The 26,655-nt window shown below is 66.6% G+C and carries 31 protein-coding genes; 15 read left to right on the top strand and 16 right to left on the bottom strand.

Features of this window, described 5'->3' with window-relative positions; all coding sequences use genetic code 11:
- Positions 1-53 precede the first annotated feature (53 nt).
- The 7 genes from tuf to hppD all read right to left on the bottom strand — a co-directional run bounded on the left by tuf (position 54) and on the right by hppD (position 7,151).
- Positions 54-1,244: an elongation factor Tu gene (gene tuf / locus NA4_RS06670; protein WP_067465738.1), complete on the bottom strand. Its 1,191-nt coding sequence runs from the start codon at positions 1,242-1,244 to the stop codon at positions 54-56.
- Positions 1,245-1,342: 98 nt separating this feature from the next.
- Positions 1,343-3,445 carry an elongation factor G gene (gene fusA, locus NA4_RS06665; RefSeq protein WP_067465515.1) on the bottom strand — a complete coding sequence of 701 codons (2,103 nt, stop codon included), beginning with the start codon at positions 3,443-3,445 and terminating at the stop codon, positions 1,343-1,345.
- Positions 3,446-3,582: 137 nt separating this feature from the next.
- Positions 3,583-4,053, bottom strand: a complete 471-nt coding sequence (gene rpsG / locus NA4_RS06660; protein WP_014353063.1) for a 30S ribosomal protein S7 — start codon at positions 4,051-4,053, stop codon at positions 3,583-3,585.
- Position 4,054: 1 nt separating this feature from the next.
- Positions 4,055-4,429 carry a 30S ribosomal protein S12 gene (rpsL, locus tag NA4_RS06655; RefSeq protein WP_024802068.1) on the bottom strand — a complete coding sequence of 125 codons (375 nt, stop codon included), beginning with the start codon at positions 4,427-4,429 and terminating at the stop codon, positions 4,055-4,057.
- A 337-nt stretch (positions 4,430-4,766) separates the two neighbouring features.
- Positions 4,767-5,324: a DUF3558 domain-containing protein gene (locus NA4_RS06650; protein WP_067465510.1), complete on the bottom strand. Its 558-nt coding sequence runs from the start codon at positions 5,322-5,324 to the stop codon at positions 4,767-4,769.
- Between the two features lie 11 nt (positions 5,325-5,335).
- Complete coding sequence (locus NA4_RS06645; RefSeq protein WP_067465505.1) at positions 5,336-5,863, bottom strand: DUF3558 domain-containing protein; 528 nt, start codon at positions 5,861-5,863, stop codon at positions 5,336-5,338.
- Positions 5,864-5,948: 85 nt separating this feature from the next.
- The gene (gene hppD, locus NA4_RS06640; protein WP_067465500.1) at positions 5,949-7,151 is read right to left on the bottom strand and encodes a 4-hydroxyphenylpyruvate dioxygenase; all 1,203 of its coding nucleotides are present in this window, start codon (positions 7,149-7,151) and stop codon (positions 5,949-5,951) included.
- Positions 7,152-7,312: 161 nt separating this feature from the next.
- On the opposite strand from hppD, the gene NA4_RS06635 reads away from it, so the two are divergent.
- Positions 7,313-7,837, top strand: coding sequence for an Lrp/AsnC family transcriptional regulator (locus NA4_RS06635; protein WP_067465734.1), 525 nt, complete (start codon positions 7,313-7,315; stop codon positions 7,835-7,837).
- Between the two features lie 287 nt (positions 7,838-8,124).
- Here NA4_RS06635 and NA4_RS06630 read toward each other — a convergent pair whose 3' ends face one another.
- Positions 8,125-9,237, bottom strand: coding sequence for a winged helix DNA-binding domain-containing protein (locus NA4_RS06630; RefSeq protein ID WP_067465496.1), 1,113 nt, complete (start codon positions 9,235-9,237; stop codon positions 8,125-8,127).
- 11 nt (positions 9,238-9,248) lie between these two features.
- Positions 9,249-10,223, bottom strand: coding sequence for an NADPH:quinone oxidoreductase family protein (locus NA4_RS06625; RefSeq protein ID WP_067465491.1), 975 nt, complete (start codon positions 10,221-10,223; stop codon positions 9,249-9,251).
- A gap of 262 nt (positions 10,224-10,485) precedes the next feature.
- On the opposite strand from NA4_RS06625, the gene NA4_RS06620 reads away from it, so the two are divergent.
- Positions 10,486-11,274, top strand: a complete 789-nt coding sequence (locus tag NA4_RS06620) for an acyl-[acyl-carrier-protein] thioesterase (protein ID WP_067465488.1) — start codon at positions 10,486-10,488, stop codon at positions 11,272-11,274.
- Between the two features lie 105 nt (positions 11,275-11,379).
- Here NA4_RS06620 and NA4_RS06615 read toward each other — a convergent pair whose 3' ends face one another.
- Positions 11,380-13,050, bottom strand: a complete 1,671-nt coding sequence (locus NA4_RS06615) for an FAD-dependent oxidoreductase (RefSeq protein WP_067465732.1) — start codon at positions 13,048-13,050, stop codon at positions 11,380-11,382.
- A gap of 119 nt (positions 13,051-13,169) precedes the next feature.
- Here NA4_RS06615 and NA4_RS06610 point away from each other — a divergent pair, with 119 nt between their 5' ends.
- A complete protein-coding gene (locus NA4_RS06610) occupies positions 13,170-13,661 on the top strand; it encodes a SixA phosphatase family protein (protein ID WP_067465484.1) in 492 nt (163 codons plus the stop codon).
- A 19-nt stretch (positions 13,662-13,680) separates the two neighbouring features.
- Here NA4_RS06610 and NA4_RS06605 read toward each other — a convergent pair whose 3' ends face one another.
- Entirely contained in the window at positions 13,681-13,884 is a 204-nt protein-coding gene (locus NA4_RS06605) for a hypothetical protein (RefSeq protein ID WP_067465481.1), read from the bottom strand.
- A gap of 58 nt (positions 13,885-13,942) precedes the next feature.
- Here NA4_RS06605 and NA4_RS06600 point away from each other — a divergent pair, with 58 nt between their 5' ends.
- From NA4_RS06600 to NA4_RS06580, 5 genes are all read left to right on the top strand, one after another.
- Positions 13,943-14,314 (top strand): VOC family protein, encoded by a 372-nt coding sequence (locus NA4_RS06600; protein ID WP_067465478.1) that lies wholly within the window; start codon positions 13,943-13,945, stop codon positions 14,312-14,314.
- Between the two features lie 223 nt (positions 14,315-14,537).
- Positions 14,538-14,963 carry a MerR family transcriptional regulator gene (locus NA4_RS06595; RefSeq protein WP_067465730.1) on the top strand — a complete coding sequence of 142 codons (426 nt, stop codon included), beginning with the start codon at positions 14,538-14,540 and terminating at the stop codon, positions 14,961-14,963.
- 25 nt (positions 14,964-14,988) lie between these two features.
- The gene (locus NA4_RS06590) at positions 14,989-15,282 is read left to right on the top strand and encodes a putative quinol monooxygenase (protein ID WP_067465475.1); all 294 of its coding nucleotides are present in this window, start codon (positions 14,989-14,991) and stop codon (positions 15,280-15,282) included.
- A 156-nt stretch (positions 15,283-15,438) separates the two neighbouring features.
- Positions 15,439-15,750: a GNAT family N-acetyltransferase gene (locus NA4_RS06585; RefSeq protein ID WP_067465472.1), complete on the top strand. Its 312-nt coding sequence runs from the start codon at positions 15,439-15,441 to the stop codon at positions 15,748-15,750.
- Positions 15,747-16,736 carry a pirin family protein gene (locus tag NA4_RS06580; protein ID WP_067465469.1) on the top strand — a complete coding sequence of 330 codons (990 nt, stop codon included), beginning with the start codon at positions 15,747-15,749 and terminating at the stop codon, positions 16,734-16,736. Before NA4_RS06585 ends, NA4_RS06580 begins: the two co-directional genes overlap by 4 nt.
- 54 nt (positions 16,737-16,790) lie before the next feature.
- On the opposite strand, the gene NA4_RS06575 is transcribed toward NA4_RS06580, so the two are convergent.
- The gene (locus NA4_RS06575; RefSeq protein WP_067465466.1) at positions 16,791-17,267 is read right to left on the bottom strand and encodes an SRPBCC family protein; all 477 of its coding nucleotides are present in this window, start codon (positions 17,265-17,267) and stop codon (positions 16,791-16,793) included.
- Positions 17,264-17,596: an ArsR/SmtB family transcription factor gene (locus NA4_RS06570; protein ID WP_067465463.1), complete on the bottom strand. Its 333-nt coding sequence runs from the start codon at positions 17,594-17,596 to the stop codon at positions 17,264-17,266. The genes NA4_RS06575 and NA4_RS06570 overlap by 4 nt, the downstream gene beginning before the upstream one ends.
- 289 nt (positions 17,597-17,885) lie before the next feature.
- Here NA4_RS06570 and NA4_RS06565 point away from each other — a divergent pair, with 289 nt between their 5' ends.
- A complete protein-coding gene (locus NA4_RS06565; protein WP_067465461.1) occupies positions 17,886-18,509 on the top strand; it encodes a DUF8020 domain-containing protein in 624 nt (207 codons plus the stop codon).
- Here the strand turns inward: NA4_RS06565 and NA4_RS06560 are convergent.
- Complete coding sequence (locus tag NA4_RS06560; protein WP_067465458.1) at positions 18,506-19,360, bottom strand: helix-turn-helix transcriptional regulator; 855 nt, start codon at positions 19,358-19,360, stop codon at positions 18,506-18,508. The two genes, NA4_RS06565 and NA4_RS06560, sit on opposite strands and share 4 nt — an antisense overlap.
- 100 nt (positions 19,361-19,460) lie before the next feature.
- Here NA4_RS06560 and NA4_RS06555 point away from each other — a divergent pair, with 100 nt between their 5' ends.
- The 6 genes from NA4_RS06555 to NA4_RS06535 all read left to right on the top strand — a co-directional run bounded on the left by NA4_RS06555 (position 19,461) and on the right by NA4_RS06535 (position 22,333).
- On the top strand, positions 19,461-20,471 hold the full coding sequence (locus tag NA4_RS06555; protein ID WP_067465455.1) for an aldo/keto reductase: 1,011 nt from the start codon (positions 19,461-19,463) through the stop codon (positions 20,469-20,471).
- Between the two features lie 71 nt (positions 20,472-20,542).
- The gene (locus NA4_RS06550) at positions 20,543-20,935 is read left to right on the top strand and encodes a YbaB/EbfC family nucleoid-associated protein (RefSeq protein WP_067465452.1); all 393 of its coding nucleotides are present in this window, start codon (positions 20,543-20,545) and stop codon (positions 20,933-20,935) included.
- Positions 20,935-21,231: a type VII secretion target gene (locus tag NA4_RS06545; RefSeq protein WP_067465449.1), complete on the top strand. Its 297-nt coding sequence runs from the start codon at positions 20,935-20,937 to the stop codon at positions 21,229-21,231. The genes NA4_RS06550 and NA4_RS06545 overlap by 1 nt, the downstream gene beginning before the upstream one ends.
- Complete coding sequence (locus tag NA4_RS06540) at positions 21,228-21,623, top strand: hypothetical protein (protein WP_067465446.1); 396 nt, start codon at positions 21,228-21,230, stop codon at positions 21,621-21,623. Before NA4_RS06545 ends, NA4_RS06540 begins: the two co-directional genes overlap by 4 nt.
- Positions 21,620-21,790: a hypothetical protein gene (locus NA4_RS40120; protein WP_157128848.1), complete on the top strand. Its 171-nt coding sequence runs from the start codon at positions 21,620-21,622 to the stop codon at positions 21,788-21,790. Before NA4_RS06540 ends, NA4_RS40120 begins: the two co-directional genes overlap by 4 nt.
- 6 nt (positions 21,791-21,796) lie before the next feature.
- On the top strand, positions 21,797-22,333 hold the full coding sequence (locus NA4_RS06535) for a hypothetical protein (protein ID WP_067465444.1): 537 nt from the start codon (positions 21,797-21,799) through the stop codon (positions 22,331-22,333).
- Positions 22,334-22,429: 96 nt separating this feature from the next.
- Here the strand turns inward: NA4_RS06535 and NA4_RS06530 are convergent, their stop codons facing one another.
- Positions 22,430-26,383: a DNA-directed RNA polymerase subunit beta' gene (locus NA4_RS06530; protein WP_067465441.1), complete on the bottom strand. Its 3,954-nt coding sequence runs from the start codon at positions 26,381-26,383 to the stop codon at positions 22,430-22,432.
- 107 nt (positions 26,384-26,490) lie between these two features.
- Positions 26,491-26,655, bottom strand: a 165-nt coding sequence (locus NA4_RS43610) for a hypothetical protein (RefSeq protein ID WP_169810990.1), incomplete at its 5' end; no start/stop codon positions are given.

The raw sequence follows: 26,655 nt of genomic DNA, 5'->3' as shown, positions 1-26,655 counted from the left end.
CGCAAACGGCGCCGCCCCTTTCGGAGCGGCGCCGTTTCCAGCGATTCAGCGAATCACTTGATGATCTTCGTGACGCGACCGGCGCCGACGGTGCGGCCGCCCTCGCGGATCGCGAAGCGCAGACCCTCGTCCATGGCGACCGGCTGGATCAGCTTGACCGACATCTCGGTGTTGTCACCGGGCATGACCATCTCGGTGCCCTCGGGCAGGGTCACAACGCCCGTCACGTCAGTCGTACGGAAGTAAAACTGCGGACGGTAGTTGTTGAAGAACGGGGTGTGGCGGCCGCCCTCGTCCTTCGACAGGATGTACGCCTGGCCCTCGAACTCGGTGTGCGGAGTGGTGGTACCCGGCTTCACGACGACCTGGCCGCGCTCCACGTCCTCACGCTTCAGACCACGAACCAGCAGACCGACGTTGTCGCCCGCCTGGCCCTGGTCCAGCAGCTTGCGGAACATCTCGACACCGGTGACGGTGGTCTTGGTGGTCTTCTCCCGGATGCCGACGATCTCGACTTCCTCGTTCACGTTGATCACACCACGCTCGACACGACCGGTGACCACGGTGCCACGACCGGTGATGGTGAACACGTCCTCGATCGGCATCAGGAACGGCTTGTCGGTCTCACGAACCGGGTCCGGGATCGACTCGTCGACCGCGGCCATCAGCTCCAGCACCGACTCCGACCACTTCGGGTCGCCCTCGAGCGCCTTCAGACCGGAGACCCGCACCACCGGCGCGTCCTCGTCGAACTCCTGCGAGGCCAGCAGCTCGCGGACCTCCATCTCGACGAGCTCGAGGATCTCCTCGTCGTCGACCATGTCGGCCTTGTTCAGCGCGACCAGGATGTAGGGCACGCCGACCTGACGGGCCAGCAGCACGTGCTCACGGGTCTGCGGCATCGGGCCGTCGGTGGCGGCGACCACGAGGATGGCGCCGTCCATCTGCGCCGCACCGGTGATCATGTTCTTGATGTAGTCGGCGTGACCCGGCGCGTCGACGTGCGCGTAGTGGCGCTTCTCGGTCTGGTACTCGACGTGGGAGATGTTGATCGTGATACCACGAGCCTTCTCCTCCGGCGCCTTGTCGATCTGATCGAACGCGAAGCTCTCGTTCAGATCCGGGTACTTGTCAGCCAGCACCTTGGTGATCGCTGCAGTCAGCGTGGTCTTGCCGTGGTCGACGTGACCGATGGTGCCGATGTTGACGTGCGGCTTCGTCCGCTCGAACTTCGCCTTCGCCACTTCTTTGTCCTCCTGGACTTGTTGGTGCGTGCAATTGCAGCAGTGCGGGGTCATCCCCGCGGACACGGGGAAAGGGTGTTACAAACGCCCGGGAGCCATTACTCGCCGGTCGCCTTGGCGATGATCTCCTTCGACACGTTGGCCGGAACCTCCGCGTACGAGTCGAACACCATGGAGTAGTTCGCCCGGCCCTGGGTCTTCGACCGCAGGTCACCGATGTAACCGAACATCTCCGAGAGCGGAACCAGCGCCTTGACGACACGGGCACCACTGCGTTCCTCCATGGCCTGGATCTGACCACGGCGGGAGTTCAGGTCGCCGATCACATCGCCCATGTAGTCCTCGGGCGTGGTGACCTCGACCGCCATCAGCGGCTCGAGGATCACCGGACCGGCCTTGCGAGCCGCTTCCTTGAGGGCCTGCGCACCCGCGATCTTGAACGCCATTTCCGACGAGTCGACGTCGTGGTAAGCGCCGTCGAGCAGCGTGACCTTCATGTTCACCAGCGGGTAGCCGGCGAGCACACCGTACTGCATGGCGTCCTGCGCACCGGCGTCCACCGAAGGGATGTACTCCTTCGGCACGCGGCCACCGGTGACCTTGTTCTCGAACTCGTAGTGTGCGCCATCCTCGCCCACGAACGGCTCGAGGGCAATGATGACCTTCGCGAACTGGCCGGAGCCACCGGTCTGCTTCTTGTGGGTGTACTCGAGCTTCTCGACCCGCTTGGTGATCGTCTCGCGGTAGGCCACCTGCGGCTTGCCGACGTTCGCCTCGACCTTGAACTCGCGCTTCATGCGGTCGACCAGGATGTCGAGGTGTAGCTCGCCCATACCGCCGATGACGGTCTGGCCGGTCTCCTGGTCGAGCTTGACCGAGAAGGTCGGGTCCTCTTCGGAGAGACGCTGGATCGCGGTGCCCAGCTTCTCCTGGTCGGACTTCGTCTTCGGCTCGATGGAGACCTCGATGACCGGGTCCGGGAAGGTCATGGACTCCAGCACGATCTGGTTCTGCGGATCGCACAGGGTGTCACCGGTGGTGGTGTCCTTGAGGCCGATGACCGCGTAGATGTGCCCCGCCGAGGCGGCGCCGACCGGGTTCTCCTTGTTGGAGTGCATCTGGAACAGCTTGCCCAGACGCTCCTTCTTGCCCTTGGTCGAGTTGATGACCTGGGCGCCGGAGTCGACCTTGCCGGAGTACACGCGCACGTAGGTCAGCTTGCCGAAGAACGGGTGCACGGCGATCTTGAACGCCAGCCCGGCGAACGGCTCCTCGGCGTTCGGCTTGCGGGTCAGCAGCTGGTCTTCCTTGCCGGGCACGTGGCCGGTGGTGGCCTCCACGTCCAGCGGCGAGGGCAGGTAGTCGATGACCGCGTCCAGCATGGGCTGCACGCCCTTGTTCTTGAAGGCGGAGCCGCACAGCACCGGGTAGAGCTCGGAGGTCACCGTCAGCTTGCGGATGGCGCCCTTGATCTCGTCGATGGTGAGCTCTTCGCCGCCGAAGAACTTCTCCAGCAGCGCCTCGTCGGACTCGGCGACGGTCTCCAGCAGTTCCTGGCGGTACTGCTCGGCCCGCTCCTTCAGATCCTCCGGGATCTCGACGACCTCGTACTGCTCACCGAGCTTGGTCTCGCCCCGCCAGACCTTGGCGTTGTTCTCGACCAGGTCGACGATGCCTTCGAAGGTGTCCTCCGCGCCGATCGGCAGCTGGATGACCAGCGGCTTGGCGCCGAGGCGGTCCTTGATGGTCTGCACGGTGAAGTAGAAGTCCGCACCGAGCTTGTCCATCTTGTTGACGAAGCAGATCCGCGGCACGTCGTACTTGTCGGCCTGACGCCACACCTGCTCGGACTGCGGCTCGACGCCTTCCTTGCCGTCGAACACCGCGACGGCGCCGTCGAGCACGCGCAGCGACCGCTCCACCTCCACGGTGAAGTCGACGTGCCCGGGGGTGTCGATGATGTTGATCTGGTTTTCTTTCCAGAAGCATGTGGTCGCAGCCGAGGTGATGGTGATACCACGCTCCTGCTCCTGCTCCATCCAGTCCATCGTGGCAGCGCCGTCGTGGACCTCACCGATCTTGTAGGTGATGCCGGTGTAGAAGAGGATGCGTTCAGTTGTGGTCGTCTTGCCCGCATCGATGTGGGCCATGATGCCGATGTTGCGGACCTTGTTCAGGTCGGTGAGCACGTCCTGTGCCACGGAAATCTTCCCCGCTCGTAGCTAGTTGGGATTATCGGGGACGACCCTGTGGTCGCCTCTATATCAACGCCGGACGCGGCCGGTGGGTGCCGCGTTCCGGCTGTGCCTCCCGACCCAGACGACGGGCCGGGCAGACGTCACCAGCGGTAGTGCGCGAAGGCCCGGTTGGACTCGGCCATCTTGTGGGTGTCCTCGCGGCGCTTGACCGAGGCGCCGAGACCGTTGCTGGCGTCGAGCAATTCGTTGGCCAGACGCTCGACCATGGTCTTCTCCCGGCGCGCGCGGGAGAAGTTGACCAGCCAGCGCAGGGCCAGGGTGTTGGCGCGGCCCGGACGGACCTCGACCGGAACCTGGTAGGTGGCGCCACCGACGCGGCGGGGCTTCACCTCCAGCGACGGCTTCACGTTGTCCAGCGCGCGCTTGAGGGTGACCACCGGATCGGTGCCGGTCTTCTCGCGCGCCTGCTCCAGCGCGCCGTAGACGATGCGCTCGGCGGTGGACTTCTTGCCGTCCAGCAGGATCTTGTTGACCAGCTGCGTAACCAGCGGCGAACCGTAGACCGGGTCGTTGATCAGCGGACGCTTGGGTGCGGGGCCCTTGCGTGGCATATCAGCTCTTCTCCTTCTTGGCGCCGTAGCGGCTGCGGGCCTGCTTGCGGTTCTTCACACCCTGCGTGTCGAGCGAGCCACGGATGATCTTGTAGCGAACACCGGGCAGGTCCTTCACACGACCGCCGCGGACGAGCACCATGGAGTGCTCCTGCAGGTTGTGGCCCTCGCCCGGGATGTAGGCCGTGACCTCGACCGCGCTGGTCAGGCGAACACGCGCGACCTTGCGCAGCGCGGAGTTCGGCTTCTTCGGGGTCGTGGTGTACACGCGGGTGCACACGCCACGACGCTGCGGGCTCCCCTTCAGGGCCGCGGTCTTCTGCTTGGCGACCTTGTCGCGGCGACCCTTGCGGACCAGCTGGTTGATGGTTGGCATAGACCGGCTTTCCTTATTAGTTAACGCGGTGTCTGGACTTCATGTCTGTTGTCGTTCGCGGCGCTCCCGGGGCCGTCGGCGGCACACTGCCGCCTCGGGCCCGACGTTCACTCCGCTGTCATCGAGCTTTCACTCGCACGTCCGGCCACGTTTCTCGCGTCCCGAGGTCGGGCGTGTCGCGCGCGGCGCGGAGCCCGGATTCCGGGCACGCTGGAGTCGTCAGCCGCTCTCGCTGGCCTACGGTCACGCACGAACTTGCCCGCATGCTTCCGGGCACAGCGATCCACGATACCCGCGGCCGGGACACAGGGTCAAAGCGGGTCGCGATGGCCGTGGTCTACCGGGCCAGATTCAAGGTCATCTCCATCAGTTTCTTGGCCGCCTCGCAGGGATCGGGGTGGGCGGAGCCGGGCCGGTAGTTGATCCACCAGCCGATCACGCCGTTGTCCGGCGCACTCGCCGTCACACCGCAGGAGTCGGGATCATTCGGACGCCGGATCAGCAGCGCGAGAGCGCTCTGCACGGTGACGTTGGTGGTGACGTAGCCGAGCTTGTTGTTCGTCTGCTTCTCGTTGCTCAGCGTGCCGTTCTCGTACCAGTTGAGCGTGGCCATGCCGTTGCCGCCGGGCGCGCCGACCAGATCCCACATGCACACCGCGCCGAAGAAGGAGTCCTCGACCGAGATGTTCTCGCCGATGGCCTTGCCGATCTCCTCCTTGGAGAGGATCTCGCATTCCCGCAGCAGCTTGTCGAGCCTGGTGTTGACCGGCTCACTGCCGCCGACTGGCAGCGCCGACCCGGAGATGGTCTGGCTACAGCCGCCTGCGGCCAACGCGACGACGATGGCAGCGGCGGCGGCCGCAGCACGACGGCGCAGACCTCGTCTGGATTTCATGCCCTCCCCCCTCACTGCAACCGCTTCAAGGTCAGCTCGGCGAGGGCGCGGCTGCGGTCGCACGGGTTGCCGGTCGCGGTGGAGAAGAACCCGAAGGACGTCGACCACTCGAAGAAGTCGTCGCCGAGTTGCACCGCGAGATCGCAGATCTGTCCGCTCGGATCCAGCGCGGCGAATCCCTCGCGCCCGTCCACCTTGATCGGATCGGGAGCGCGGCCGTTGACGGTCACCCACGCTCGCTCGCGCTCGATCGGGCTACCCCGATAGGACGCGAAAGTGATGCTGGCGGAACCGACTCCGGCCGCCCGCCAGTTGCAGCCGACCGCGTTCTTGAACACGCCGGAGATCTGGCCGAGGCCACCGAGGTCGCGCACCTCGTCGTCGGTCACATGCCCGCACTCACCGACGAATGGGCCGAGCGCCACCACTTTCGGCGCCGGACGCGACGGACCCGAGTCCTCCGACTGCGCGTCCGAACCGCAGGCCGCCAGCGCGAGCACCAAGGCTGTCGCGAGGACGACCGCCGACTTGATCCGCATGGGAAGAACTCTACCGATTACGCGACGGAGGTACCGGTCCGGCGAACCCGGCCCGGCAGCTGCCGCCATCAACCGCCGGGATCGGTCACAAATTGCCGCGGGCGGCTTGTTCGCGCTCGATGGCTTCGAACAGCGCCTTGAAATTTCCCTTGCCGAAGCCGAGGGAGCCGTGGCGCTCGATGAGCTCGAAGAAGACGGTGGGCCGGTCGGTGAGCGGTCTGGTGAAGATCTGCAGCAAATAGCCGTCTTCGTCGCGGTCGACGAGAATGCCGCGACGCTGGAGTTCCTCGACCGGGACCCGGACGCGGCCGATGCGAGCGCGCAATTCGGGGTCTTCGTAGTACGCGTCGGGTGTCTGGAGGAACTCGACGCCCTCCCGGCGCAGGGCGTCGACGCAGGCGAGGATGTCGCCCGTGGCGAGTGCGATGTGCTGCACGCCCGGACCGCGATAGAACTCCAGGTACTCATCGATCTGTGAGCGTTTCTTGCTCACGGCGGGTTCGTTGAGCGGGAACTTCACCCGGTGATTTCCGTTTGCGACGACCTTGCTCATCAGCGCCGAGTACTCGGTGGCGATGTCGTCGCCGACGAACTCGGCCATGTTCGTGAAACCCATGACGCGCCGGTAGAACTCGACCCACTCGTCCATCTGCCCGAGCTCCACGTTGCCGACGACGTGGTCGATCGCCTGGAACAGCCGGGTGGGCGCGCCGTCGCGCCGCTGGTAGTGCGAGCGCCGGGCGACATAACCGGGCAGGTAAGGCCCGTCGTAGCCGGAACGGTCGACCAGCGTGTGCCTGGTGTCGCCGTACGTCGCCAGCGCGGCCGAACGGACGGTGCCGAAGTCGTCGGAGTCGTCGTGCGGTTCGACCAGGATCGTGGCGCCGTGTGCGCGTGCCCATGCCACGCAGCGGTCCACATCGGGCACCTCCAGCGCGATGTCGACCACACCGTCGCCGTGCCGGTCGTGATGGGCCACCAGCGGACTGTCCGGGTCCACCGCACCGGTGATCACGAAGCGTGCCGCGCCGCTGCGCAAGACGAACGCCTTGTGGTCGCGGTTGCCGGTCTCCGGACCGGAGTACGCCTCCAACCGCATACCGAAGGCGGATTGCAGGAAATGCGCGGTCTGCGTGGCGTTGCCCACCACCCAGACCAAGGCGTCCCACCCGATGACCGGGAAGGGATCGCCGCTGTCGTCGTGGTCGACCAGCCCCACGAGCGTGCGCAACTCGCCGTCGCTGGGAACGGCGCCGGACCGGGCGTTCGGCAGGTACTCGATGGTCATGTTCCAAGGAAATCGCCGGGCCCGCCCAGTAGGCAACAGCGCGAATTCTGGATGGGCAGTGTGGCGAATTCGGCTAGGAAACGGCCCGGAATGCTGGACAATTTGAATAGCACAAGCAGGACAGGCGACAAGCCTGGCCGGTGCTCGAAACGGAGGCCGTCATGTCGCGCACACCGGCGAAACTCGACGAACTCGATCTCGCCATCCTCACCGCGATGCACGAGTACCAGAAGGCGGGCATCCTCGAGCTCTCCCGCCGCACCAAGGTCGCCAGGGCAACGGTGCAATCCCGGATCGCGCGCATGGAGGAATCCGGCGTGATCGCCTCCTACGACCCGCACATCGACGTCACCGCGGCGGGATTCGACGTGCAGGCATTCGTCACGCTGGAGATCGCCCAGGGTGCGCTGGACGCGGTGGCGGCCGAACTCGACGCCATCCCCGGAGTGCTGGAGGCCTATGCCACCACCGGCTCGGGCGACGTGCTGTGCCGGATCGGGGCCGACTCGCACGCCGGATTGCAAACCGTGCTGCTGAGCATCGACCGGACGTCGTCGGTGGTGCGCTCACACAGCGTCATCGTGCTGTCCACCGTGGTGGCGCGCCGGGCGCTGCCGCTGCTGCGCACGCTGAGTCCGACCGGGACCACCAAGGCGCCCGCCTACCGCCCGCCCCGCGAACCGTGAGCGCGTCCGCTCGCGATCTGCGAAGCCGGTGTGGCCACTCGGCCGATCCGGCCTCGGCTGCGTGATCGGTGCCACCGCCGACCGAGCGGTGCGACCGGGTGGCCGAGCGGTGCGACCGGGTGGCCGAGCGGTGTGGCCGACCACCGAGCAGTGCGGCCGAGTGGTGTGACCGGGTGGCCGAGCGGTGTGACCGACCACCGAGCAGTGCGACCGACCACCGAGCAATGCGGCCGGGTGGTCGACGTCGCGGCCGGCGATCGATGTCGGGTGCGGCCGAGCTCGTCCCCTCAGGGACGCAGGTCGGCGTGCGGGTCGAGAATTTCCACGCTCCCCTGTTTGCCCTCCTCCAGGAAGGCCAGCAGACCGTGTGCCTCGGCTTCGACGGCCGAGCGCTCGGCTGTTGACCATGCCCTGGTCGGACTGATCCTGAGCCGGGCCGTCTTGGCGTTCGCGAAGACCTTGTACAAGCCGGCGAGAAACCCGTCGACCAGGATCGGAGACACCTGCGCGGCGAAGGCTCGCAGCGGAGGAGCCGCGCCCTCCGGCACGATCCTGCTCCGGTCCTGGTGCGAGAGAAGGGCGTTGTCGTACCAGCCGAGCAGCCGGACCGGAGCGGGAAGGTCCGGGTCGGCCAGTTCGCCGTCGGCGACGTCGTAGAGCGTGCGGCCGCGCTCGTCGGTGTAGGTGCGCACCCGGTCGCCGAGTTGGGCGACCGCCTGCTTCATGCCGAGCAACTTCGACCAGGTCTGCATGTCCATCGTGCTGGCCGGGCCGAAGGCACGCAGGTAGCGGAACAGCAGTTCCGCCAGCGGGTACGTCGGGTCGAGCGGCGCGCCGAGCCACGGCTCCACCCGCGACCAGATCGGCCTGCTGCTGTCCTTCCATTTCCCGCGGGGCGGAGTCTGCAGCACCGGCAGCTGATACAGCCAGGTCTGCAGCACCGCGCCCGCGTCGCGATCGGGGTACAGCTCGGCGGCGCGGGCACGCAGGTCTGCCGCGGACATCGGTTCGTCGCCGAGCGCCGCCTCGCCGTGCCCGCGCACCTCGTCCGGATCCAGCCCCACCATGGCGCCGAAGTTGAATCCCTTGCGGAAGGGCACCTTTTCGAGCTCCGGCTGCACATGCGGCGCGATCCGCAGCGCGTCGGTGGGAGTGACCAGGTGAATCGTGCCGCGCATCAGGGTGATCCGGACCAGCGATCGGTCCTCCAGCGCGTCCGACACCGTCGTCGGATCGAAATCCACCACGCGGCTCCACAATCCGACGAACGGCGGCGGCGAATCCTGGGCCTGGAGCCCGACGAGATGGTCGCACATCTCGTGCACAGTCAGCCGCGAGCGCTCCAGCAGATGCTGGCGGGCCAGCAGAGTCCGGTTCAGTACCCGGTTGGACAGCTTCATGACTTGTGCGATCAGCGCAGCGTGACCACGACCTTGCCGGTGGCGGTGCGGTTGTCCAGCGAGGCAACCGCTTCGGCGGCCTTGTCCAGCGGGTACAGCACCGGTGTCGGCGGCGTGATCGTGCCCGCGGCCAGCAGCGGCTCCACCTCGGCCCACTGCTCCCGCAGATAGCCCGGATGCGACATCACCCATTCGCCCCACGCCGCGCCGACCACCTCGACGTTCTTCAGCAGCAGCCGGTTGACCTTGACGGTGGGGATCTCGCCCGCGGTGAAGCCGACCACCAGCAACCTGCCCGCCGAGGCGAGCGAGCGAATGCTGTCGGTGAAGCGGTCGCCGCCGACCGGGTCGAGCACGATGTCGACGCCGCGACCGCCGGTCAACTCCTGCACCGCGGCGAGCCAGCCGTCGGTCAGCACCACGTCGGTGGCGCCGTTCGCGCGGGCCACCTCGGCCTTCGCTTCCGTGCTCACCACGGCGATCACCCGGCCCGCGCCGAGCGCAGCGGCCATCCGGAGCGTCGAGGTGCCGATGCCGCCCGCGGCGCCGTGCACCAGCACGGTCTCCCCTTCGGCCAGCCTGCCTCGGGTGCGCAGGCAGAAGTGCACGGTCAGGTCGTTGAACAGGATGCCGGCGCCGGCCTCCAGCGAGACGTTGTCCGGCAGCCGGAACACCATCTGCGCGGGCACGACGGCCGTCTCGGCCATGGCGTTGCCGAGCAGGGTCAGCGCCACCACGCGGTCGCCCGCCCGCACGTGCGCGTCCTCCGGGGCCTCCCGCACGATGCCCGCCACCTCGCCGCCGACAACGAAGGGCAATTCGGGCTTCATCTGGTAGAGACCGCGCGTCATCAGCACGTCGGGGAAGGCAACACCCGCAGCGTGCACGTCGATCACGACGCCGCCCGGGTAGGGCGCGGGCTCCGGGATGTCCACGATCTCGACCGCTTCCGGTCCTTCCAGTTTGCTCACCTGGGCTGCGCGCATGAGCCGACCTCTCTGTCCTCGCGACGGCAGGTTCCGCGCCGACGCCACACCGACAACATAACGGGCGCAGCCGGATGACGTCCGCCGGCAGCGCTGCGGCGGGCCGAGCGAAGGCCGTGGCAGCCGTGGCCCGGGTGTTCGCAGGCCGACTATGAAGGAGGTACAGACGGCTCGACGCGAGGGTGTGACGTACGCCCCGTAAAGTCGTCACAACAGCACCGCATGAAGAAACGCGGCACACCGTGCAGCGCGAGGAGCACAAGTGTCACTCGATCAGCCACTCGCCCCGCTTCCCCAGGAGGGCATGGGCTTTGCCTCGGCGTGGCCCGTCCGGGCTGGCGATGTGGATCCCTACGACCGGTTGCGGTTCGATGCCATCGCCCGCTACCTGCAAGATATCGCCTGGGAAAACCTGTATCAGACGTTCTTCCATCGGACCGACCCGAACTGGATCGTCCGCCGGACGGTCATCGACGTCATCCGTCCGATTCTATGGCCGGACGAGGTGCGGTTGCTGCGGTGGTGCTCGGCGATGTCCACCCGCTGGACCAATATGCGCGTGCGGATCACCAGCGGAAACGGCGGTCTGATCGAGACCGAGGGCTTCTGGATCAATATCAGCGAGTCCACCGGCATGCCCTCGCGGATCAGCGACGAAGGCCTGGCTTACCTGGCCCGCACCGCCACCGAACACCGCCTGCGGTGGCGGCCGTATCTGACCGACGCCACACCACCGGAGTCGGACACGGACATGCCGTTCCCGGTGCGCGCCACCGACATCGATCAGTACAACCACGTCAACAACGCCTGTTACTGGCAGGCGGTGGAACAGTTCCTGGTCGAATATCCCAAGCTGCTCGCGGGACCGCACCGGGCGGTGATCGAGTATGTCGCGCCGGTGCTGGCACGTCAGCACGTGACCGTGCGCAGCCGATACGAACCGGGCGACCGGAGCGGACAGCCGGTGCTGCGGTTATGGTTCGTGGTCGGCGGGACCATCACCACCGTAGTCCGCATCATGCCCCTGCCGTCCGCCTCGCCGGGTCTTTAGGCTTCCCCACCTCGCCGGATCTTCAGGCCGTACCAGTCAGGTGACGCGGGGTTTCAGTGCCCGCGCCGGTCGGATCTCCGGTGATCCGACCGGCCTTGGGAAGCATCAGCCGCGGGCGGCTTTGAGCATGTCTTCGCGGGTGGTGAACTTGACCCGGGGGCGGTTCGCGGTCTTGCCCGCCGCCTTCTCGGCCTGGTCGATCGCCTTCCAGCCCGCGCGGTCCACCAGGTCGGCCTGGCGCTCGGACAGCAGGATCTTCAGCGCGGCGCGGTCGCCCTGCGGCACACCGAGTTTGCCCGCCGTGAAATCGGCGAGGAGCAGTTCCACCGTCTCCTCGGAGTCGGTCCGGTTCGAGCCGATGACGCCGCGTGGGCCGCGCTTGATCCAGCCGCTGACGTACACACCGGGCAACGGTGTGCCGTCGTCGCCGATGACCCGGCCGTTCTCGTTGGGCACGACGCCGCGCCGCTCATCGAACGGCAGGCCCGCCACCGGCTGGCCGCGATAACCGATGGACCGCAGCACCAGCGTGGCGTCGATGGTCTCGGTGCGGTCGGTCGGCCTGGCCACCAACCGGCCGTCCGCGTCGACCAGTTCGTTGTGCACGATCTGGACCGACTCGACCCGGTCGGCGCCGGTCAGCGCGGCGGGCGAGCCCAGGTAGCGGAACACGATCCGCTTGTTGCCCTCGGCACGGCCACCCGCCGCGTATTCCTTGGCAAGCGTGTACTTCAAGCCCAGCGACGGCTCGATTTCCGGGTCGTCCACGATCGCCTGGCTGACGTGGTCGAGCTCCAGGTCGGCCCCGTCCACGACCACGTCGACGCCTTTCAGGTGGGCGAGGGCGAGGAACTCCGACGAGGTATAGGCCGCCTGCAGTGGACCGCGCCTGCCGAGCACGACGACCTCGCGAATGTTGCTCTGCCGCAAGGCGTCCAGCGCGTAGTCGGCGATGTCGGTCTTGGCGAGCTCGTCGGGGTCCACGGTCAGCACGCGCGCCACGTCCAGCGCGACGTTGCCGTTGCCGACGATCACGGCCCGCTCGCCGGACAGGTCGAAGGTCCGGTCGGCGTAGTCGGGGTGGCCGTTGTACCAGGCGACGAACTCGGTGGCGGAATGGCTGCCCGGCAGGTCCTCACCGGGGATACCCATCCGGCGGTCGGACGAGGCACCGACCGCGTAGATCACGGCGTGGTGGTGGCGCTGCAGTTCCTCGTGCGAGATGTGCGTGCCTACTTCGACATTCAAGTAGTACTGCAGGGTCTCGCGGCGGAACGCGGACTCGAACATGTTCGACACCATCTTGGTGCCGGGGTGGTCGGGAGCGACGCCCGCCCGGACCAGGCCCCAGGGGGTCGGCAGCCGGTCGAACATCTCGATTTCGACGTCGGCTCTGCGCAGCAGTTCGTCGGCCGCATAGCAGGCCGCGGGACCGGCGCCGACGATCGCGACGCGCAGAGTGCCCAGTTCCTTCGGTGGACGCGCGGGACTGACGATCGGATCGAAGTTCGATTCCAGCGGATGCCGTTGGAAATAGGCGGCATTGATCTCCTGGAACCGCGCCAGCTGGGCGGTCAGGTCGTCCTCGGAGAAGATGGCCTCCACCGGACACGCGTCGACACAGGCGCCGCAGTCGATACAGGTGTCGGGGTCGATGTAGAGCATCTCGGTCGTCGCGAACTCCGGCTGGTCCGGGGTGGGACGGATGCAGTCGACCGGGCACTCGGGAACGCAGCTGGCGTCGTTGCAACAACGCTGCGTGATTACGTAGGCCATATTGTGCTGATCCTCGAAGGTGTGCGTGGGCTGTGCCACCCAAGGGGTGATGTGATGCCGCTTTCAGTTTGCCTCGAGTGTGGTCGAGACCTCTCGCCCGGAGGGCTTACGGTATCCCCATGGCGCGGACTCTGATCCTCATGCGGCACGGCAAGTCGGCCTATCCGGATGGTGTAGACGATCACGAGCGGCCGCTGGCGCCCCGGGGACGGCGCGAGGCCGGACTGGCAGGTCAGTGGCTGCGCGCAACCCAGCCGCCGATCGATGCCGTGCGCTGCTCCACCGCCACGCGCACCAGGCAGACGCTGGCCGCCACCGGGATCACCGCGCCGGTCGTGTTCGAGTCCGCGATCTACGAGGCGGCGCCCGAGACGCTCATCGAGCTGATCCAGCTCAGCGACGACGACGTGGCGACGCTGCTGGTGATCGGGCACGCGCCGGGCATGCCGTGGACGGCGTGGGAATTGGCGAGCAATCACGACGGCGCGCCCGCCGTCGAACTGAGCAGGAAATTCCCGACCTCGGCACTCGCGGTACTGCGATTCGACCGTCCCTGGGCCGACGTCGACCCGGGAACCGGGGACCTGATCCACTTCCATATCCCGCGCTGACCGCGCAGGCAACGCGCGGTCAGCGCAGTAACTTGCCGCCCGCCACGACGACAACGCCGAGTATGACCAGCAGAACGAACGCGGCGAAACCGCCGAACAGCCACCACACCACGCCGAGCGCGAGCGCGAACGGCGCGACCGCGATGGCGGTGATCACGGGGCTTTCCTTGACCGTCGCCCAGGCCGAACGGGACCTGATGCGATCGATGTCCTTTCCAGGCATGTTCCCAGAGTAGGCCGCAAGCCGGGACTTTGTCGGCAGGCAGTGGAATGCTCGGCGAATGGATTGGAAAATCGAGCTCGTCGCGATTCCGGTGACCGACGTCGACCGCGCCAAGGACTTCTACACCAAGATCGGCTTCAACGCCGACCACGACCACCGGGTGAACGAGAATCTGCGCTTCGTTCAGCTCACCCCGCCCGGTTCGGGTTGCTCGATCTGTCTCGGCGAGGGCATCACCAAGGCCGCGCCCGGCAGCGTCGAGGGCATGCAGATGGTGGTCGCCAGCGCGGAAGAGGCGTATCAGCAGCTGATCGCTGCGGGTGTCGACGCCACGCCGGTCGAGGACCTCGGCTGGGGCCTGTTCACCTTCTTCTCCGATCCGGACGGCAACAAGTGGGCCGTCCAGCAATTGCCCGACTACAGCAGCTGACCAGCGCGTCCGAGCGGCCGACGCGGCCGCGACGAAGTCGCCGGCGGCGGTCGCTCGGACGCGAGCCACAATCAGACACAGCTTGCTTGGAGTGCACTCCAGGTGACTAGCGTCGTCGGTGTTCGACGGGAAAGGCGAGCACAATGAGCGAGCGTCAGCGAGTGAACCGGGACCACAGCGTGCCCTCGCGCACGACCGTACCGAGCGCCGGCAAGGCGCAATCGTGAGCGAAACCGCACTGCACGAGGGCGTGAGCGATCGGGAGCAGCCGCGGTATTCGATCGGCGAGGTTGCCGAGCGGTCCGGCCTGAGCCGGGACACGTTGCGCTGGTACGAGCGGATCGGGTTGATGGATTACATCGGCAGGGATCACACGGGCAAGCGCCGATTCAGTGATCGCGATCTGGAATGGCTGGCGCTGATCGGACGGCTGCGCACCACGGGCATGTCGGTGGCCGACATGGTTCGCTACGCCGAGCTGGTTCGCGCGGGGGAATCCACGTTTCCGCAGCGGCTGGAGATGTTCCGGAACACGCGCGCCGAGGTGCTCGCCAAGATCGATGAACTCCGTCAGACCCTGGCCGTGCTGGATTACAAGATCACCCTCTACGAGGGCAAAGCCGATGAGGTCCAGCTGGGCCGGCAATAGCCGCACACCACACCGGGAGATGAATATGTCGACCTTGACGCTCAATGTCCGCTTCACCGCCAAGCCTGGTCGCGAAGCGGAGCTGAAGGATGTGCTGCAGGGAATGATCGAACCGACGCTCGCGGAAGAAGGCTGCGTCGGCTACGAGCTGTATCTGCACCCCACCGACCCGCGCCGGGTGGTGTTGCTGGAGGAGTGGATCGACGCGGACGCCCTCGCGACGCACTTCCAGACGCCGCACCTGGAGGCCTGCGCGGCGGCATTGGCGGACATCCTGGCCGAGCCATTCGACCTGCGGCGGTTCACTGAGATCGAGTGATCGAGCATCATCGAGCGTGATTACATTTTCGCTCGGCGGTACCTGACGGACGATCAGCTGTCTGTCGTCACTTGGGTTGCCACCGCGATCGGCGCGTTCCACCGCGTCTCGATTCTCAACGGGCACCCGGTACGCGCACGGAAGGAGAAGGCAAGCATGACCGAATCGGCTCCGGAATCCACGGTCGTCCGCAACGACGAGCGGCATCGCTACGAGGTGTTCCACAGCGGAGAATTGGCGGGCTTCGCCGAATACCAGGAGCGCGACGACGAGACGGTGTTCACCCACACCGAGATCGACGGCGCGTTCTCCGGCAAAGGCCTCGGCTCCATCCTGGCGAAGAACGCGATCGAGGACACGATCGAGCGTGAGCGCGTGATCCGGCCGCTGTGCCCGTTCATCAAGGGATACCTCGAGAAGCATCCCCGGTACGACGCGCACGTGATCGGCAAAGGCGTCCTGCGGTGAGTGATCTAGATCCTCACCCTGCGGAAACGCTCTGTGAACCGGTGCCGGGTCCCGGCCCGGCCGCGGAGCTGTATCCGGCACGCGAAGTACCGCTCGGTGGTGTCCGCGGCGTCTTTGTCGAACGAGTGCTGCCGCAACGGGATCTGCCGACGGTCGGCGCGTGGTGCTTCCTCGATCGTTTCGGCTCGCCGACCGTCACCAAGACCGACGCGCCGCCGGACATCAATCCGCACCCGCACATCGGCCTGCAGACGGTGACCTGGCCGTTCGAAGGACGCATCCGGCACCGCGACTCGGTCGGCTCGGACGTGGAGATCGAACCGGGTCAGCTGAACCTGATGACCTCGGGGCGCGGTATCGCCCATTCCGAGTACGCCGTGCCCGGCGCGCCCGCCGGGCACGGTCTGCAGCTGTGGATCGCGCTGCCTGGCGACCGCACCGGCATCGACCCGCACTTCGAGCAGCATCGCGAGCTGCCCGTCCTGCAAGCGCCCGGCCTCAGCGCGATCGTGCTGATCGGCTCGCTGGCCGGGGTGACCTCACCCGCGATCGCCTACACGCCCATCGTCGGCGCCGATGTGCGGGTGGAGCCGGGAGCCGACGTCACCGTCCCGCTGGAAACCCGTTTCGAGCATGCGGTGCTGGTGATCGAAGGCCAAGTGACGATCGCGGGCAACGAACTCGGTCCCGGCCCCCTGCTCTACCTGGGCACCGATCGCGACGAGCTGCGGATCAGCAGCGCGGAGGGCGCTCATTTCGCGCTGATCGGTGGCGAACCGTTCGACGAAGAACTGGTGATGTGGTGGAACTTCGTCGGCCGCAGCCACGAGGACATCGTCGCGGCCCGCGCGGACTGGGAGAACCACGATGTCAGCAGATTCGCCGACATCGCGGGCCATACGCCACAGCAGCGCATTCCCGCACCGCCGCTACCCGGGCTGCACCTCAAGCCGCGCAAACGCCGCATCGGTCCGGCGAGGGGCTGACCGCGTGGTCCGGCCCCGCTCGCGAAGACGACCGGGGCCGGACGCGTTCCGGGATCAGCCGCGGGCCAGCAGCGCGTCCAGCGCGCGGTAGCTCTGGTTGAGCCCGACCTCCATGCCGGACTGGAGCATCCCGTCCCGCTCCTGAGGCGTGTGGAACTGGCTGTCGGTGACCACTTTGGTGCGGCCGTCGCCGAGGTCGACGAAGCTGACCTGGTCGATCGCGACATAGGCGGGCATGCCGTCCCACTCGAAGGAGTACACGATGCGCTCCTGCGGGGTGACCTCGCGGAAACGGCCTTCGAAACCGTCGGTGCTCTCGTCGGAGTGCTCGACGAAGCGCCAGTGGCCGCCCGGGCGGAACTCCCACCGCTCGATGTCGAGCTTGTTGCCGCGCCCCCACCACTGGGCGAGCAGTTCGATCCGGCTGTAGGCGGCCCACACCCGCTCGCGCGGGGCGTCGAAGATCCGCTCGATGTGGATCGTGCGGTCGGTGTCGGTCGTGACAACGGCGTCGTTCGTGGTTGTACTCATGGTTGCTGCTCCGTTCGCTCGAGGAATTCACCGAGACGATCCAGCCGAGCTTCCACCATCCGCCGGTAGCCCTGCATCCAGGCCACTTCGCGGTCGAAGACGTTCTCGCCGAGTCGGCAGTACCGCACCCGGCCACGCTTCTCCGTGACCACCATGCCCGCCGCCTCCAGCAGCTGGATGTGCTTCTTGACGCCGGTCAGCGTCATGTCGAAGCGGTCGGCCAGCTCACTGACGGTCGCGGGCCCACTACCGAGTCGCTCCAGGATCCCGCGCCTGGTGGGATCCGCGAGCGCCCCGAAGGAGGCATCCAGGAAGTCATACTGAACCATCTAGTTCAGTGTTGCGTGTGTGCGCGTGGACGTCAAGAGGGGAATATGCGATCACACCCTCGAACCGCACGAAGGCAGCTCGACGCGGTCCACCCCTGCTCATCGACCGCATAGCCTGCATGAACCAGTCGTTCACGCATGGATGCGACGACTCGGTTGTGCAGCGCGACATCGAATTACCGCGTGGGCGCACCGAACGACGCCGTGTCCCAACCTCTTCTGCTAACGCCCACCGGACGGTATGTTCTTCGGACGACCGGACACGGGGGCGGCACACGGAAAGAGCACGATGAGGATTTCGCACTTCACCGCGACGGCACTGATCGCGTTGGCGGCCACCACGATCACCACGACTGCCGCGCATGGGCAGCCCACGCCCGACGACGCTCCGCTCGGCTTGAACGGCTCGTTCCACCAGGTCGCCTACCAGGTCGCCGCCACCGACGACCGGCGCGCGGCCGTGGCCACCCTCCAGGACGGGACATTCGAGCTCACCCACGACGATCGCGTGGTGACGGTGGCCGACCGAGACGGCAAGATCGTCGCCGCGCTGCCGATGGCGCTGCGCATCGGGGAGCAGCGCGTGGCACTGCGCCCGGTGGTCGAGGACGCGGGCCACCGGCTCACCCTCGCACCAACCGGCCTCACCGACGCACCGCTGCGCGACATCAGCACGCAGGAGCGGTTCTACGCCGAAGCGGAGAAAGCGATGCCGTCGATTCTGGCCGGCGCGGGGATCGGTGCGGCCATCGGCTTCGTCCTCGGATTCCCGCTCGGGCTGTTCGTGCTCGACTTCATCACCGTGCCCGCCGCCGCGGTCGCGGGCGCCGCAATCGGCGCGATGGCCGGATACGTGGTTGGTGGCGGGCAGCCCGCCGTCGACGCGGCGCTGGAGTACGTGACCGCGCCTTAGTCGAGCTGGTCTGCGGAGGTCAGCTTCTGCGTCCCGATCACGCGCAGCAGGTCCAGTTTCTCGGCCGCGTCGGTGCCGGGACGCGGAAGGTAGACCAGCAGGCGCTGCGCGGCGTTCGGAGTGAGCAGCGTTTCGCACACCGTGTCGATCAGGCCGACCTGTGGATGCAGGATGCGCTTGGTGTCCGAAAGGCGCACCGCCACTTCGTGTTCGTTCCAGAGCCGATCGAATTCCGCACTCACGGACCGCAACTTGGCGATGAACTCGGCGACGTCAGCGTCGCCCGCACGGCGAGCGGCCGTGGCACGCAGATCGGCGACGTGCTGGCGGCCGAGCCGATCCCAGTCCTCCACCGGGAAGATCGCGCGGGACGGGATGTCGGTGAACCAGCGGTAGGCGTAGAACCGGTCCCAGCCCCGCCGCTCGGCATGATCGCCGACGAGCAGGGTGTGCATCCGGTTCTGCACCAGCACCTCGCCGAGATCGGTGACGACGGTGGCGGCGGTGTCGTCCAGCTTCGCCAGCAGGTGCATCAGACCGGGACCGACATGTTTGCCTGCCGGCTCGCGGCCCGACGGCGTGTGGTCGCACAGATGGTAGAGGTAGTCGCGTTCGTCGCTGGTGAAGCGCAGTGCCCGCGCGAGCGCGGCCAGTACCTGGGTGGACGGACGCGGGCCGCGTGATTGCTCCAAACGTGTGTAGTAGTCGGTCGACATGCCCGCCAGCAGCGCGACTTCGTCGCGGCGCAGGCCGGGCGTACGCCGCCGGACGCCCGGCGGCAACCCCACGTCGGCGGGCGTGAGCTGCTCGCGGCGGCGGCGCAGGAAGTCGGCGAGCTCGGCGCGGTCCATGCCACCACTGTCCTCCCGAACGCCCGCCTCAGCCAGGGATCGCCGCTCCCCCGATAAACGATCTCTCCCGCATCGAGTCCGCGCAGGTCAGGCTGGTTCTATGACGACAAAGACGAGCAAGGAAGTACGACTCGGGGCGACCGGCCCCACCGTGAGCCGCATCGGCCTCGGCGCGATGGGCATGTCCGGCATGTACGGCGCGGCCGACGACGCCGAGTCCACCGCGACCATCCACGCGGCGCTGGACTCCGGCGTCGATCTGATCGATACCGGCGATTTCTACGGCGCCGGACACAACGAAATGCTGATCGGCCGGGCCATCGCCGAACGCCGACGCGAGGACGTTGTGCTGAGCGTGAAATTCGGCGCGCTACGCGGCCCGGGCGGCACATGGGGCGGTGTGGACAACCGCCCGGAGGCACTGCGCAACTTCCTCGGCTACAGCCTGCAACGGCTCGGCGTCGACTACGTCGACATCTACCGGCCCGCCCGGCTCGACCCGAACGTCCCGATCGAGGACACCGTCGGCGCCATTGCCGACCTGATCGAGGCGGGATACGTCCGCCATATCGGCTTGTCCGAGGTCGGGGTGGAAACCATCCGCCGCGCCGCCGCTGTCCATCCGATCTCGGATCTGCAGATCGAATACTCGCTGATCTCGCGCGGCATCGAAGCGGAGATCCTTCCGGTCTGCCGAGAACTCGGCATCGGCATCACCGCCTACGGCGTGCTCTCGCGCGGCCTGCTCAGCGATTCGATCCGGCCCGGTACCACCTTCGACGCCAACGACTTCCGCGCGCACAGCCCGCGCTTCCAAGGCGAGAACCTGGACCGCAATCTCGAACTGGTCCGCGCACTGGGCGAGATCGCCACACGCAAGGGCGTCTCGGTCGCGCAACTGGCCATCGCCTGGACACTGACCCGCGGCAACGACATCGTGCCGGTCATCGGCGCTCGGCGGCGCACACGCTGGGCGGAAACCATGGGCGCACTGAACATCTCGCTCTCCGACAACGAACTGTCCGCCATCGAGTCGGCCGTACCCGCCGACCGAGTCGCCGGAGAACGCTACGCAACGGCACAAATGGCGATGCTCGACAGCGAGCGCTGATATTGCTGGACTCCCCACCGCCCGATCACTGGGTAATCTGTTCGCTGCAGAAGGAGGGGAGTCCCGAAGCAATGGATGACGTCAGCGCACGGGCGCTCGAAATCAAGCGACTCAACGAACAACTCGCCGCAGTGCGCGGCTCGGCTCGGTCGGTGGACGGCAGCGTCAGCATCGAAACCGACGTCAACGGCCGCATCACCGATCTCTACCTCGCCGACTACGCGATGGAGAACGGCCCGGACCGACTGGCCGCACTCATCATCGATCGCCAACGAGCCGCAATGGACAACGCCAATGCGGAAGCGACACGGATCTTCGATGCGCCCGTTGACAACCGGTCGGCGCCGGACAATCCTTCGGCGAACGAGCCCGCCATGGAGTGGACGCCGTCCCATCTCAGACGCGACGACACTTACCAGAGCAATCAGTGGCGCGAGCCCTCCGACTGGGATCGGAGGCTCTGATGTTCAATGTCGACCCAGCCAGGATGCGTGAGCTGGCAAAGGATGTACGGACGAACGCGGACGCACTGGCGGGCAAGGCGCCGATCGCGCTGGCCAGCCGCCAGCAGGTGCGGCCGCAGATGATCGACTCGAACTTTGCCACCAAGATCGAAGAGGTCTTGCAGGCGATGGACACGGTCATCGGCTACCACACACGCCGACTTCGCGAATGCTGCGACGAAATCGATAGACAGGCAACCGCCTACGAGAATGTCGACCAGCATCGCGCAGCAGATTTGAACGGGAACGGGCGATGAGCGTCGAACTGCTGACGATTACCGCTGTGCTCTCCTGGAATCTAAAGCACGCGAAGGAGACCGCGGCAAAGGTGCTCGCGACTGCACAGGGTGTCGATCAGGAGGCCACCGCCGCGGAGAACAAGATCGGCCGCTCCCAGGACTACTTCGACAGCGAGGCCGGAGAGGCAGCGCGCGCACGCGGCCGCAAGGACCGCGACGAAACCTTCAGCACCGCAGATGTGTTGGAAGAGATGGGCAAGATGATCAGCACGCTGAGCGATGACATCGAGGCCAATATCAGAACTATCCGTGAGAAGAAAAAGGAGGTCGAGGAGTCCCGCTGGAACCTGTTCGTACACTCGGTCGCAATGTCGCGCTCGCCCATCCCGATGCGTCGCCAGAGGAATTGAAGGACCTGATCCGGAACGAGATCGCCAACGGCAACGCGATCGTCATCGAAAGCAAGAATCCCGACGGCACGGCGAAGCCGTCCCAAATAACGTGGAGCAATGCGGTCGGTGAAGCACAAACCGGACCGCCGCCCGGCGTCGGAGTCCCGTTACCAGGAAAGAAGTGACAGCCGATGATCAAAGCCCGACGCACGATTTCGGTTCTGTACGCGATTGTGGCCATATCGGCCATCCCGGGTTGCGGATTGCTACCTCAGCCGAACCGTTCGGATTCCGAAGCGAACTGCGCAAATCGCTACACGATGTCGTCGAACGTCGACACTCTCGGTTCGACGAGTGAGTTCACCCGGGAGGCGATGAACGCGGCAACGGGTACGGAAGCCGTCACACTGGCCGACATCGCACGCACCGCAGGCTGGGGCGATGGCTGGGACCGCATGGTCGACGTGCCGCAGAACATCAAGGCCGAAGAACTCAACAGACGAGCAAACACCCCGGGGAACTGCTGGCAGGGACTCCCCAAGCCCTACAGCAGCGACGGCGACGGCCCGCCCCGTGGCTTCTACCTCTTCCTGAAGGATGACAAGGCCGTCCAGTCAGTGGGCTGGTACTACGGCCACGACCAAGCCTTCGATCTCCGCGGCCAGGATGCGATCTACCCGACCACCGTCCTGACCCCTTGGGCAGGCCAACTCCGTCCTACACCATGAATCATCGAGGCGACTAGCAACTTCCGAGAGCCCACCAGCACTTCGGCCCCCACTCCGAAACGGAGCGGGGGCCGAATGCTTATTACAGCTGACGGACTACCGGTAGTCGCTGAAACCGTAATCGTCGAGCGGAACCGCGGCACCGGTGGGGGCGCCGAAGCCCTCGGGGCTGTAGTAGGTGTCGTCGTAGGACGGCACCGCGTACGCCGCGGCACGGGCCTCTTCGGTCGGCTGCACCTGGATGTTCCGGTAGCGGTTGATACCGGTACCGGCCGGGATCAGCTTGCCGATGATCACGTTCTCCTTGAGGCCGATGAGCTTGTCGGAGCGGCAGTTGATCGCCGCGTCCGTCAGAACTCGGGTGGTCTCCTGGAAGGACGCCGCCGACAGCCACGAATCGGTGGCCAGCGACGCCTTGGTGATACCCATCAGCACCGGGCGACCCGAGGCGGGCTCGCCGCCTTCGGCGACCACACGGCGGTTGGAGGCCTCGAACTCGGCGCGCTCGGTGAGCGAGCCGGGCAGGAACTCCGTCGAACCCGAATCGATGATCGTCACGCGACGCAGCATCTGACGCACGATGACCTCGATGTGCTTGTCGTGGATCGACACACCCTGCGAGCGGTAGACCTCCTGGACCTCGTGGACCAGGTGGACCTGAACCTGCCGGGGGCCCATCACGCGCAGCACCTCGTGCGGATCCGCCGCGCCTTCCAGCAACTGCTGGCCGACCTCGACGTGGTCATTGTCGGAGAGCAGACGCTCGGTGCCGTCGTCGTGCTTGAACACACGCAGTCGCTGCCGCTTCGAGAGCTTGTCGTAGACAACCTCTTCGCCACCGTCATCCGGGATGATGGTGATCTTGTAGAAGCGATCGTCGTCCTCCAGCCGCACGCGACCGGAGACCTCGGCGATGGGCGCCTTGCCCTTCGGCACGCGCGCCTCGAACAGCTCCTGCACCCGGGGCAGACCGCCGGTGATGTCGTCACCCGCGACACCACCCTGGTGGAAGGTGCGCATGGTCAGCTGGGTACCGGGCTCACCGATGGACTGCGCGGCGACGATACCGACGGCCTCACCGATGTCGACCAGCTTGCCGGTCGCCATGGAGCGGCCGTAACAGGTCGCGCAGACGCCGGTGCCGGTGGTGCAGGTCAGCACGGAGCGGACCTTCACCTCGGTGATGCCCGCGTCCAGCAGCGCCTCCAGCGCCGGGTCGCCGAGGTCGGCGCCCTTCGCCACGATGACGTTGCCCTGCTCGTCGAGCGCGTCGGCCGCGAGCGTGCGCGCGTAGGTGGAGGTCTCCACGTGCGCGTCGCGGATGATGGAGCCGTCGAGCAGCTTCTCCGCGATCGGCACCACGATGCCGCGCTCGGTGCCACAGTCGTGCTCGCGCACGATGACGTCCTGCGACACGTCCACCAGACGACGGGTCAGGTAACCCGAGTCGGCGGTGCGCAGCGCGGTGTCGGCCAGACCCTTACGGGCACCGTGGGTGTTGATGAAGTACTCCAGAACCGTCAGGCCCTCACGGAAGGAGGACTTGATCGGCCGCGGGATGAACTCACCCTTCGGGTTCGTCACCAGGCCCTTCATACCGGCGAGGGTACGGGTCTGGGTGAAGTTACCCGTGGCGCCCGAGTCGACGATCGTGATGATCGGGTTGTCGGCCGGGTAGTGCGCGCGCAGCGCCTTACCGACCTCCTCGGTCGCCTCCTGCCAGATCTTGACCAGGGCGTTGTTGCGTTCCTGGTGATCGAGCGCACCACGCTGGTACTTCTTCTCGATCTGATCCGACTGCGCCTCGTAGCGCTCCATGATCTCGGCCTTCTCCGGCGGCACGAGAACGTCGGACATGGAGACCGTCACGCCGGAACGCGTGGCCCAGTAGAAGCCGGCGTCCTTGAGCTTGTCGACGGTCTGCGCGACCACGATCATCGGGTAGCGCTCGGCGAGATCGTTGATGATCGTCGCCTGACGCTTCTTCGGCATCTGCTCGTTGATGAACGCGTAGTCCGCGGGCAGCAGCTCGTTGAACAGCACCCGGCCCAGCGTGGTCTCGGTGATCCACGCGTCGCCGCGGCGCCAGCCATCGGGGAACAGGGTCGCCTCGACGTCCTTCGGCGGACGCTGGTCGGTCAGCCGGACCTTGATCAGCGAACGCACGGTGAGCTCAGCGCGATCCACCGCCATCTGCGCCTCGGCAGGCGAGGAGTACACGCCCTGCTCCGGAGCGTCCTTGGTGGCCGGCTGGTAGGAACCCTTCGCGCCGTCTTCCAGGCGGGTCAGGTAGTACAGGCCGGTCACCATGTCCAGACGAGGCATGGCGAGCGGACGTCCGGAGGCGGGCGACAGGATGTTGTTCGACGACAGCATCAGCACGCGGGCCTCGGCCTGCGCCTCCGCGGACAGCGGCAGGTGCACGGCCATCTGGTCACCGTCGAAGTCGGCGTTGAACGCCTCACAGACCAGCGGGTGCAGCTGGATGGCCTTGCCTTCCACCAGCTGCGGCTCGAAGGCCTGGATACCGAGGCGGTGCAGGGTGGGCGCGCGGTTGAGCAGCACGGGGTGTTCGGCGATGACCTCTTCGAGGACGTCCCACACCTGCGGCCGCTGCCGCTCCACCATGCGCTTGGCCGACTTGATGTTCTGCGCGTGGTTCAGATCGACCAGGCGCTTCATCACGAACGGCTTGAACAGCTCCAGCGCCATCAGCTTGGGCAGACCGCACTGGTGCAGCTTCAGCTGCGGACCGACGACGATGACCGAACGGCCCGAGTAGTCGACGCGCTTACCGAGCAGGTTCTGCCTGAAGCGGCCCTGCTTGCCCTTGAGCAGGTCGGACAGCGACTTGAGCGGACGGTTGCCCGGCCCGGTGACCGGACGGCCGCGGCGGCCGTTGTCGAACAGCGCGTCGACGGACTCCTGCAGCATCCGCTTCTCGTTGTTGACGATGATCTCGGGCGCGCCGAGGTCGATCAGTCGCTTGAGGCGGTTGTTGCGGTTGATCACGCGACGGTACAGGTCGTTCAGGTCGGAGGTGGCGAAGCGGCCACCGTCGAGCTGAACCATCGGGCGCAGCTCCGGCGGGATCACCGGAACGGCGTCGAGAACCATGCCCAACGGCGAGTTGCCGTTGGTCTGGAAGGCCGCGACGACCTTGAGCCGCTTGAGCGCACGCAGCTTCTTCTGGCCCTTGCCGGTGCGGATGGTCTCCCGCAGCAGCTCGGCCTCGGCCTCGATGTCGAAGTTCTCCATCAGCTTCTGGATGGACTCCGCGCCCATCGCGCCGGTGAAGTACTCGCCGTAGCGGTCGACCAGCTCCCGGTAGAGCACCTCGTCGACGATGAGCTGCTTGGTTGCCAGCTTGGTGAAGGTGTTCCAGATCTCCTCCAGCCGGTCCAGCTCGCGCTGGGCCCGGTCGCGGAGCTGGCGCATCTCGCGCTCGCCGCCGTCCTTGACCTTGCGACGGACGTCGGACTTGGCGCCTTCGGCCTCCAGCTCGGCCAGGTCGGCCTCGAGCTTCTGAGCGCGGGCCTCGAGGTCGGCGTCGCGCTGGTCGGCGACCGCCTTCTTCTCGACCTCCATCTCGGCCTCGAGCGTGGAGAGCTCGTTGTGCCGCAGCTCCTCGTCGACGCCGACGATGACGTAGGCGGCGAAGTAGATGATCTTCTCCAGATCCTTCGGCGCCAGGTCGAGCAGGTAGCCCAGGCGCGAGGGCACGCCCTTGAAGTACCAGATGTGCGTGACCGGAGCGGCCAGCTCGATGTGGCCCATCCGCTCGCGGCGCACCTTGGCGCGAGTCACCTCGACGCCACAGCGCTCACAGATAATGCCCTTGAAGCGGACGCGCTTGTACTTGCCGCAGTAGCACTCCCAGTCCCGGGTGGGACCGAAGATCTTCTCGCAGAACAGGCCGTCCTTCTCCGGCTTGAGCGTGCGGTAGTTGATGGTCTCCGGCTTCTTCACCTCGCCGTAGGACCACTGACGGATGTCGTCGGCGGTGGCAAGGCCGATCCGGAGTTCATCGAAGAAGTTGACGTCTAGCACGTAACTTCCTTTCCCCTGTGCGGGTCGAATTCGAGCAAAAGTTCACTAGTTGGGTAATCCGTCGCGGGAGGCCGGATGCCGTGCGATGACAGCATCCGGCCGGCCGCCTAGTTCGCCAGATCGTCGACGGTGGCCGCTTCGTTCCTGGACAGGTTGATGCCCAGGTTGGCCGCCGCACGCTCCAAGTCCTCGTCCTCGCCTTCCCGCAGCTCGATCGCGGCGCCGTCGGAGGACAGCACCTCGACGTTGAGGCACAGCGACTGGAGTTCTTT

This window comes from Nocardia amamiensis NBRC 102102, from assembly GCF_001612745.1.
Taxonomy (GTDB): Bacteria; Actinomycetota; Actinomycetes; order Mycobacteriales; family Mycobacteriaceae; genus Nocardia; species Nocardia amamiensis.
Note: the sequence above shows the minus strand (reverse complement) of the source record. Positions and strands in the feature narration are given on the sequence as shown.

Coding starts and splice junctions, on each gene's coding strand:
- NA4_RS06645 (WP_067465505.1), bottom strand. CDS start 5,863: ATGCGGATCAAGTCGGCGGTCGTCCTCGCGACAGCCTTGGTGCTCGCG.
- rpsG (WP_014353063.1), bottom strand. CDS start 4,053: ATGCCACGCAAGGGCCCCGCACCCAAGCGTCCGCTGATCAACGACCCG.
- rpsL (WP_024802068.1), bottom strand. CDS start 4,429: ATGCCAACCATCAACCAGCTGGTCCGCAAGGGTCGCCGCGACAAGGTC.
- NA4_RS06625 (WP_067465491.1), bottom strand. CDS start 10,223: ATGCGCGCAGCCCAGGTGAGCAAACTGGAAGGACCGGAAGCGGTCGAG.
- hppD (WP_067465500.1), bottom strand. CDS start 7,151: ATGACCATCGAGTACCTGCCGAACGCCCGGTCCGGCGCCGTTCCCAGC.
- NA4_RS06550 (WP_067465452.1), top strand. CDS start 20,543: ATGGATGACGTCAGCGCACGGGCGCTCGAAATCAAGCGACTCAACGAA.
- NA4_RS06545 (WP_067465449.1), top strand. CDS start 20,935: ATGTTCAATGTCGACCCAGCCAGGATGCGTGAGCTGGCAAAGGATGTA.
- NA4_RS06585 (WP_067465472.1), top strand. CDS start 15,439: ATGACCGAATCGGCTCCGGAATCCACGGTCGTCCGCAACGACGAGCGG.
- NA4_RS06535 (WP_067465444.1), top strand. CDS start 21,797: ATGATCAAAGCCCGACGCACGATTTCGGTTCTGTACGCGATTGTGGCC.
- NA4_RS06610 (WP_067465484.1), top strand. CDS start 13,170: ATGGCGCGGACTCTGATCCTCATGCGGCACGGCAAGTCGGCCTATCCG.
- NA4_RS06555 (WP_067465455.1), top strand. CDS start 19,461: ATGACGACAAAGACGAGCAAGGAAGTACGACTCGGGGCGACCGGCCCC.
- NA4_RS06650 (WP_067465510.1), bottom strand. CDS start 5,324: ATGAAATCCAGACGAGGTCTGCGCCGTCGTGCTGCGGCCGCCGCCGCT.
- NA4_RS06615 (WP_067465732.1), bottom strand. CDS start 13,050: ATGGCCTACGTAATCACGCAGCGTTGTTGCAACGACGCCAGCTGCGTT.
- NA4_RS06570 (WP_067465463.1), bottom strand. CDS start 17,596: ATGGTTCAGTATGACTTCCTGGATGCCTCCTTCGGGGCGCTCGCGGAT.
- NA4_RS06630 (WP_067465496.1), bottom strand. CDS start 9,237: ATGAAGCTGTCCAACCGGGTACTGAACCGGACTCTGCTGGCCCGCCAG.
- NA4_RS06635 (WP_067465734.1), top strand. CDS start 7,313: ATGTCGCGCACACCGGCGAAACTCGACGAACTCGATCTCGCCATCCTC.
- NA4_RS06540 (WP_067465446.1), top strand. CDS start 21,228: ATGAGCGTCGAACTGCTGACGATTACCGCTGTGCTCTCCTGGAATCTA.
- NA4_RS06560 (WP_067465458.1), bottom strand. CDS start 19,360: ATGGACCGCGCCGAGCTCGCCGACTTCCTGCGCCGCCGCCGCGAGCAG.
- NA4_RS06575 (WP_067465466.1), bottom strand. CDS start 17,267: ATGAGTACAACCACGAACGACGCCGTTGTCACGACCGACACCGACCGC.
- NA4_RS06605 (WP_067465481.1), bottom strand. CDS start 13,884: ATGCCTGGAAAGGACATCGATCGCATCAGGTCCCGTTCGGCCTGGGCG.
- NA4_RS06590 (WP_067465475.1), top strand. CDS start 14,989: ATGTCGACCTTGACGCTCAATGTCCGCTTCACCGCCAAGCCTGGTCGC.
- NA4_RS06600 (WP_067465478.1), top strand. CDS start 13,943: ATGGATTGGAAAATCGAGCTCGTCGCGATTCCGGTGACCGACGTCGAC.
- NA4_RS06565 (WP_067465461.1), top strand. CDS start 17,886: ATGAGGATTTCGCACTTCACCGCGACGGCACTGATCGCGTTGGCGGCC.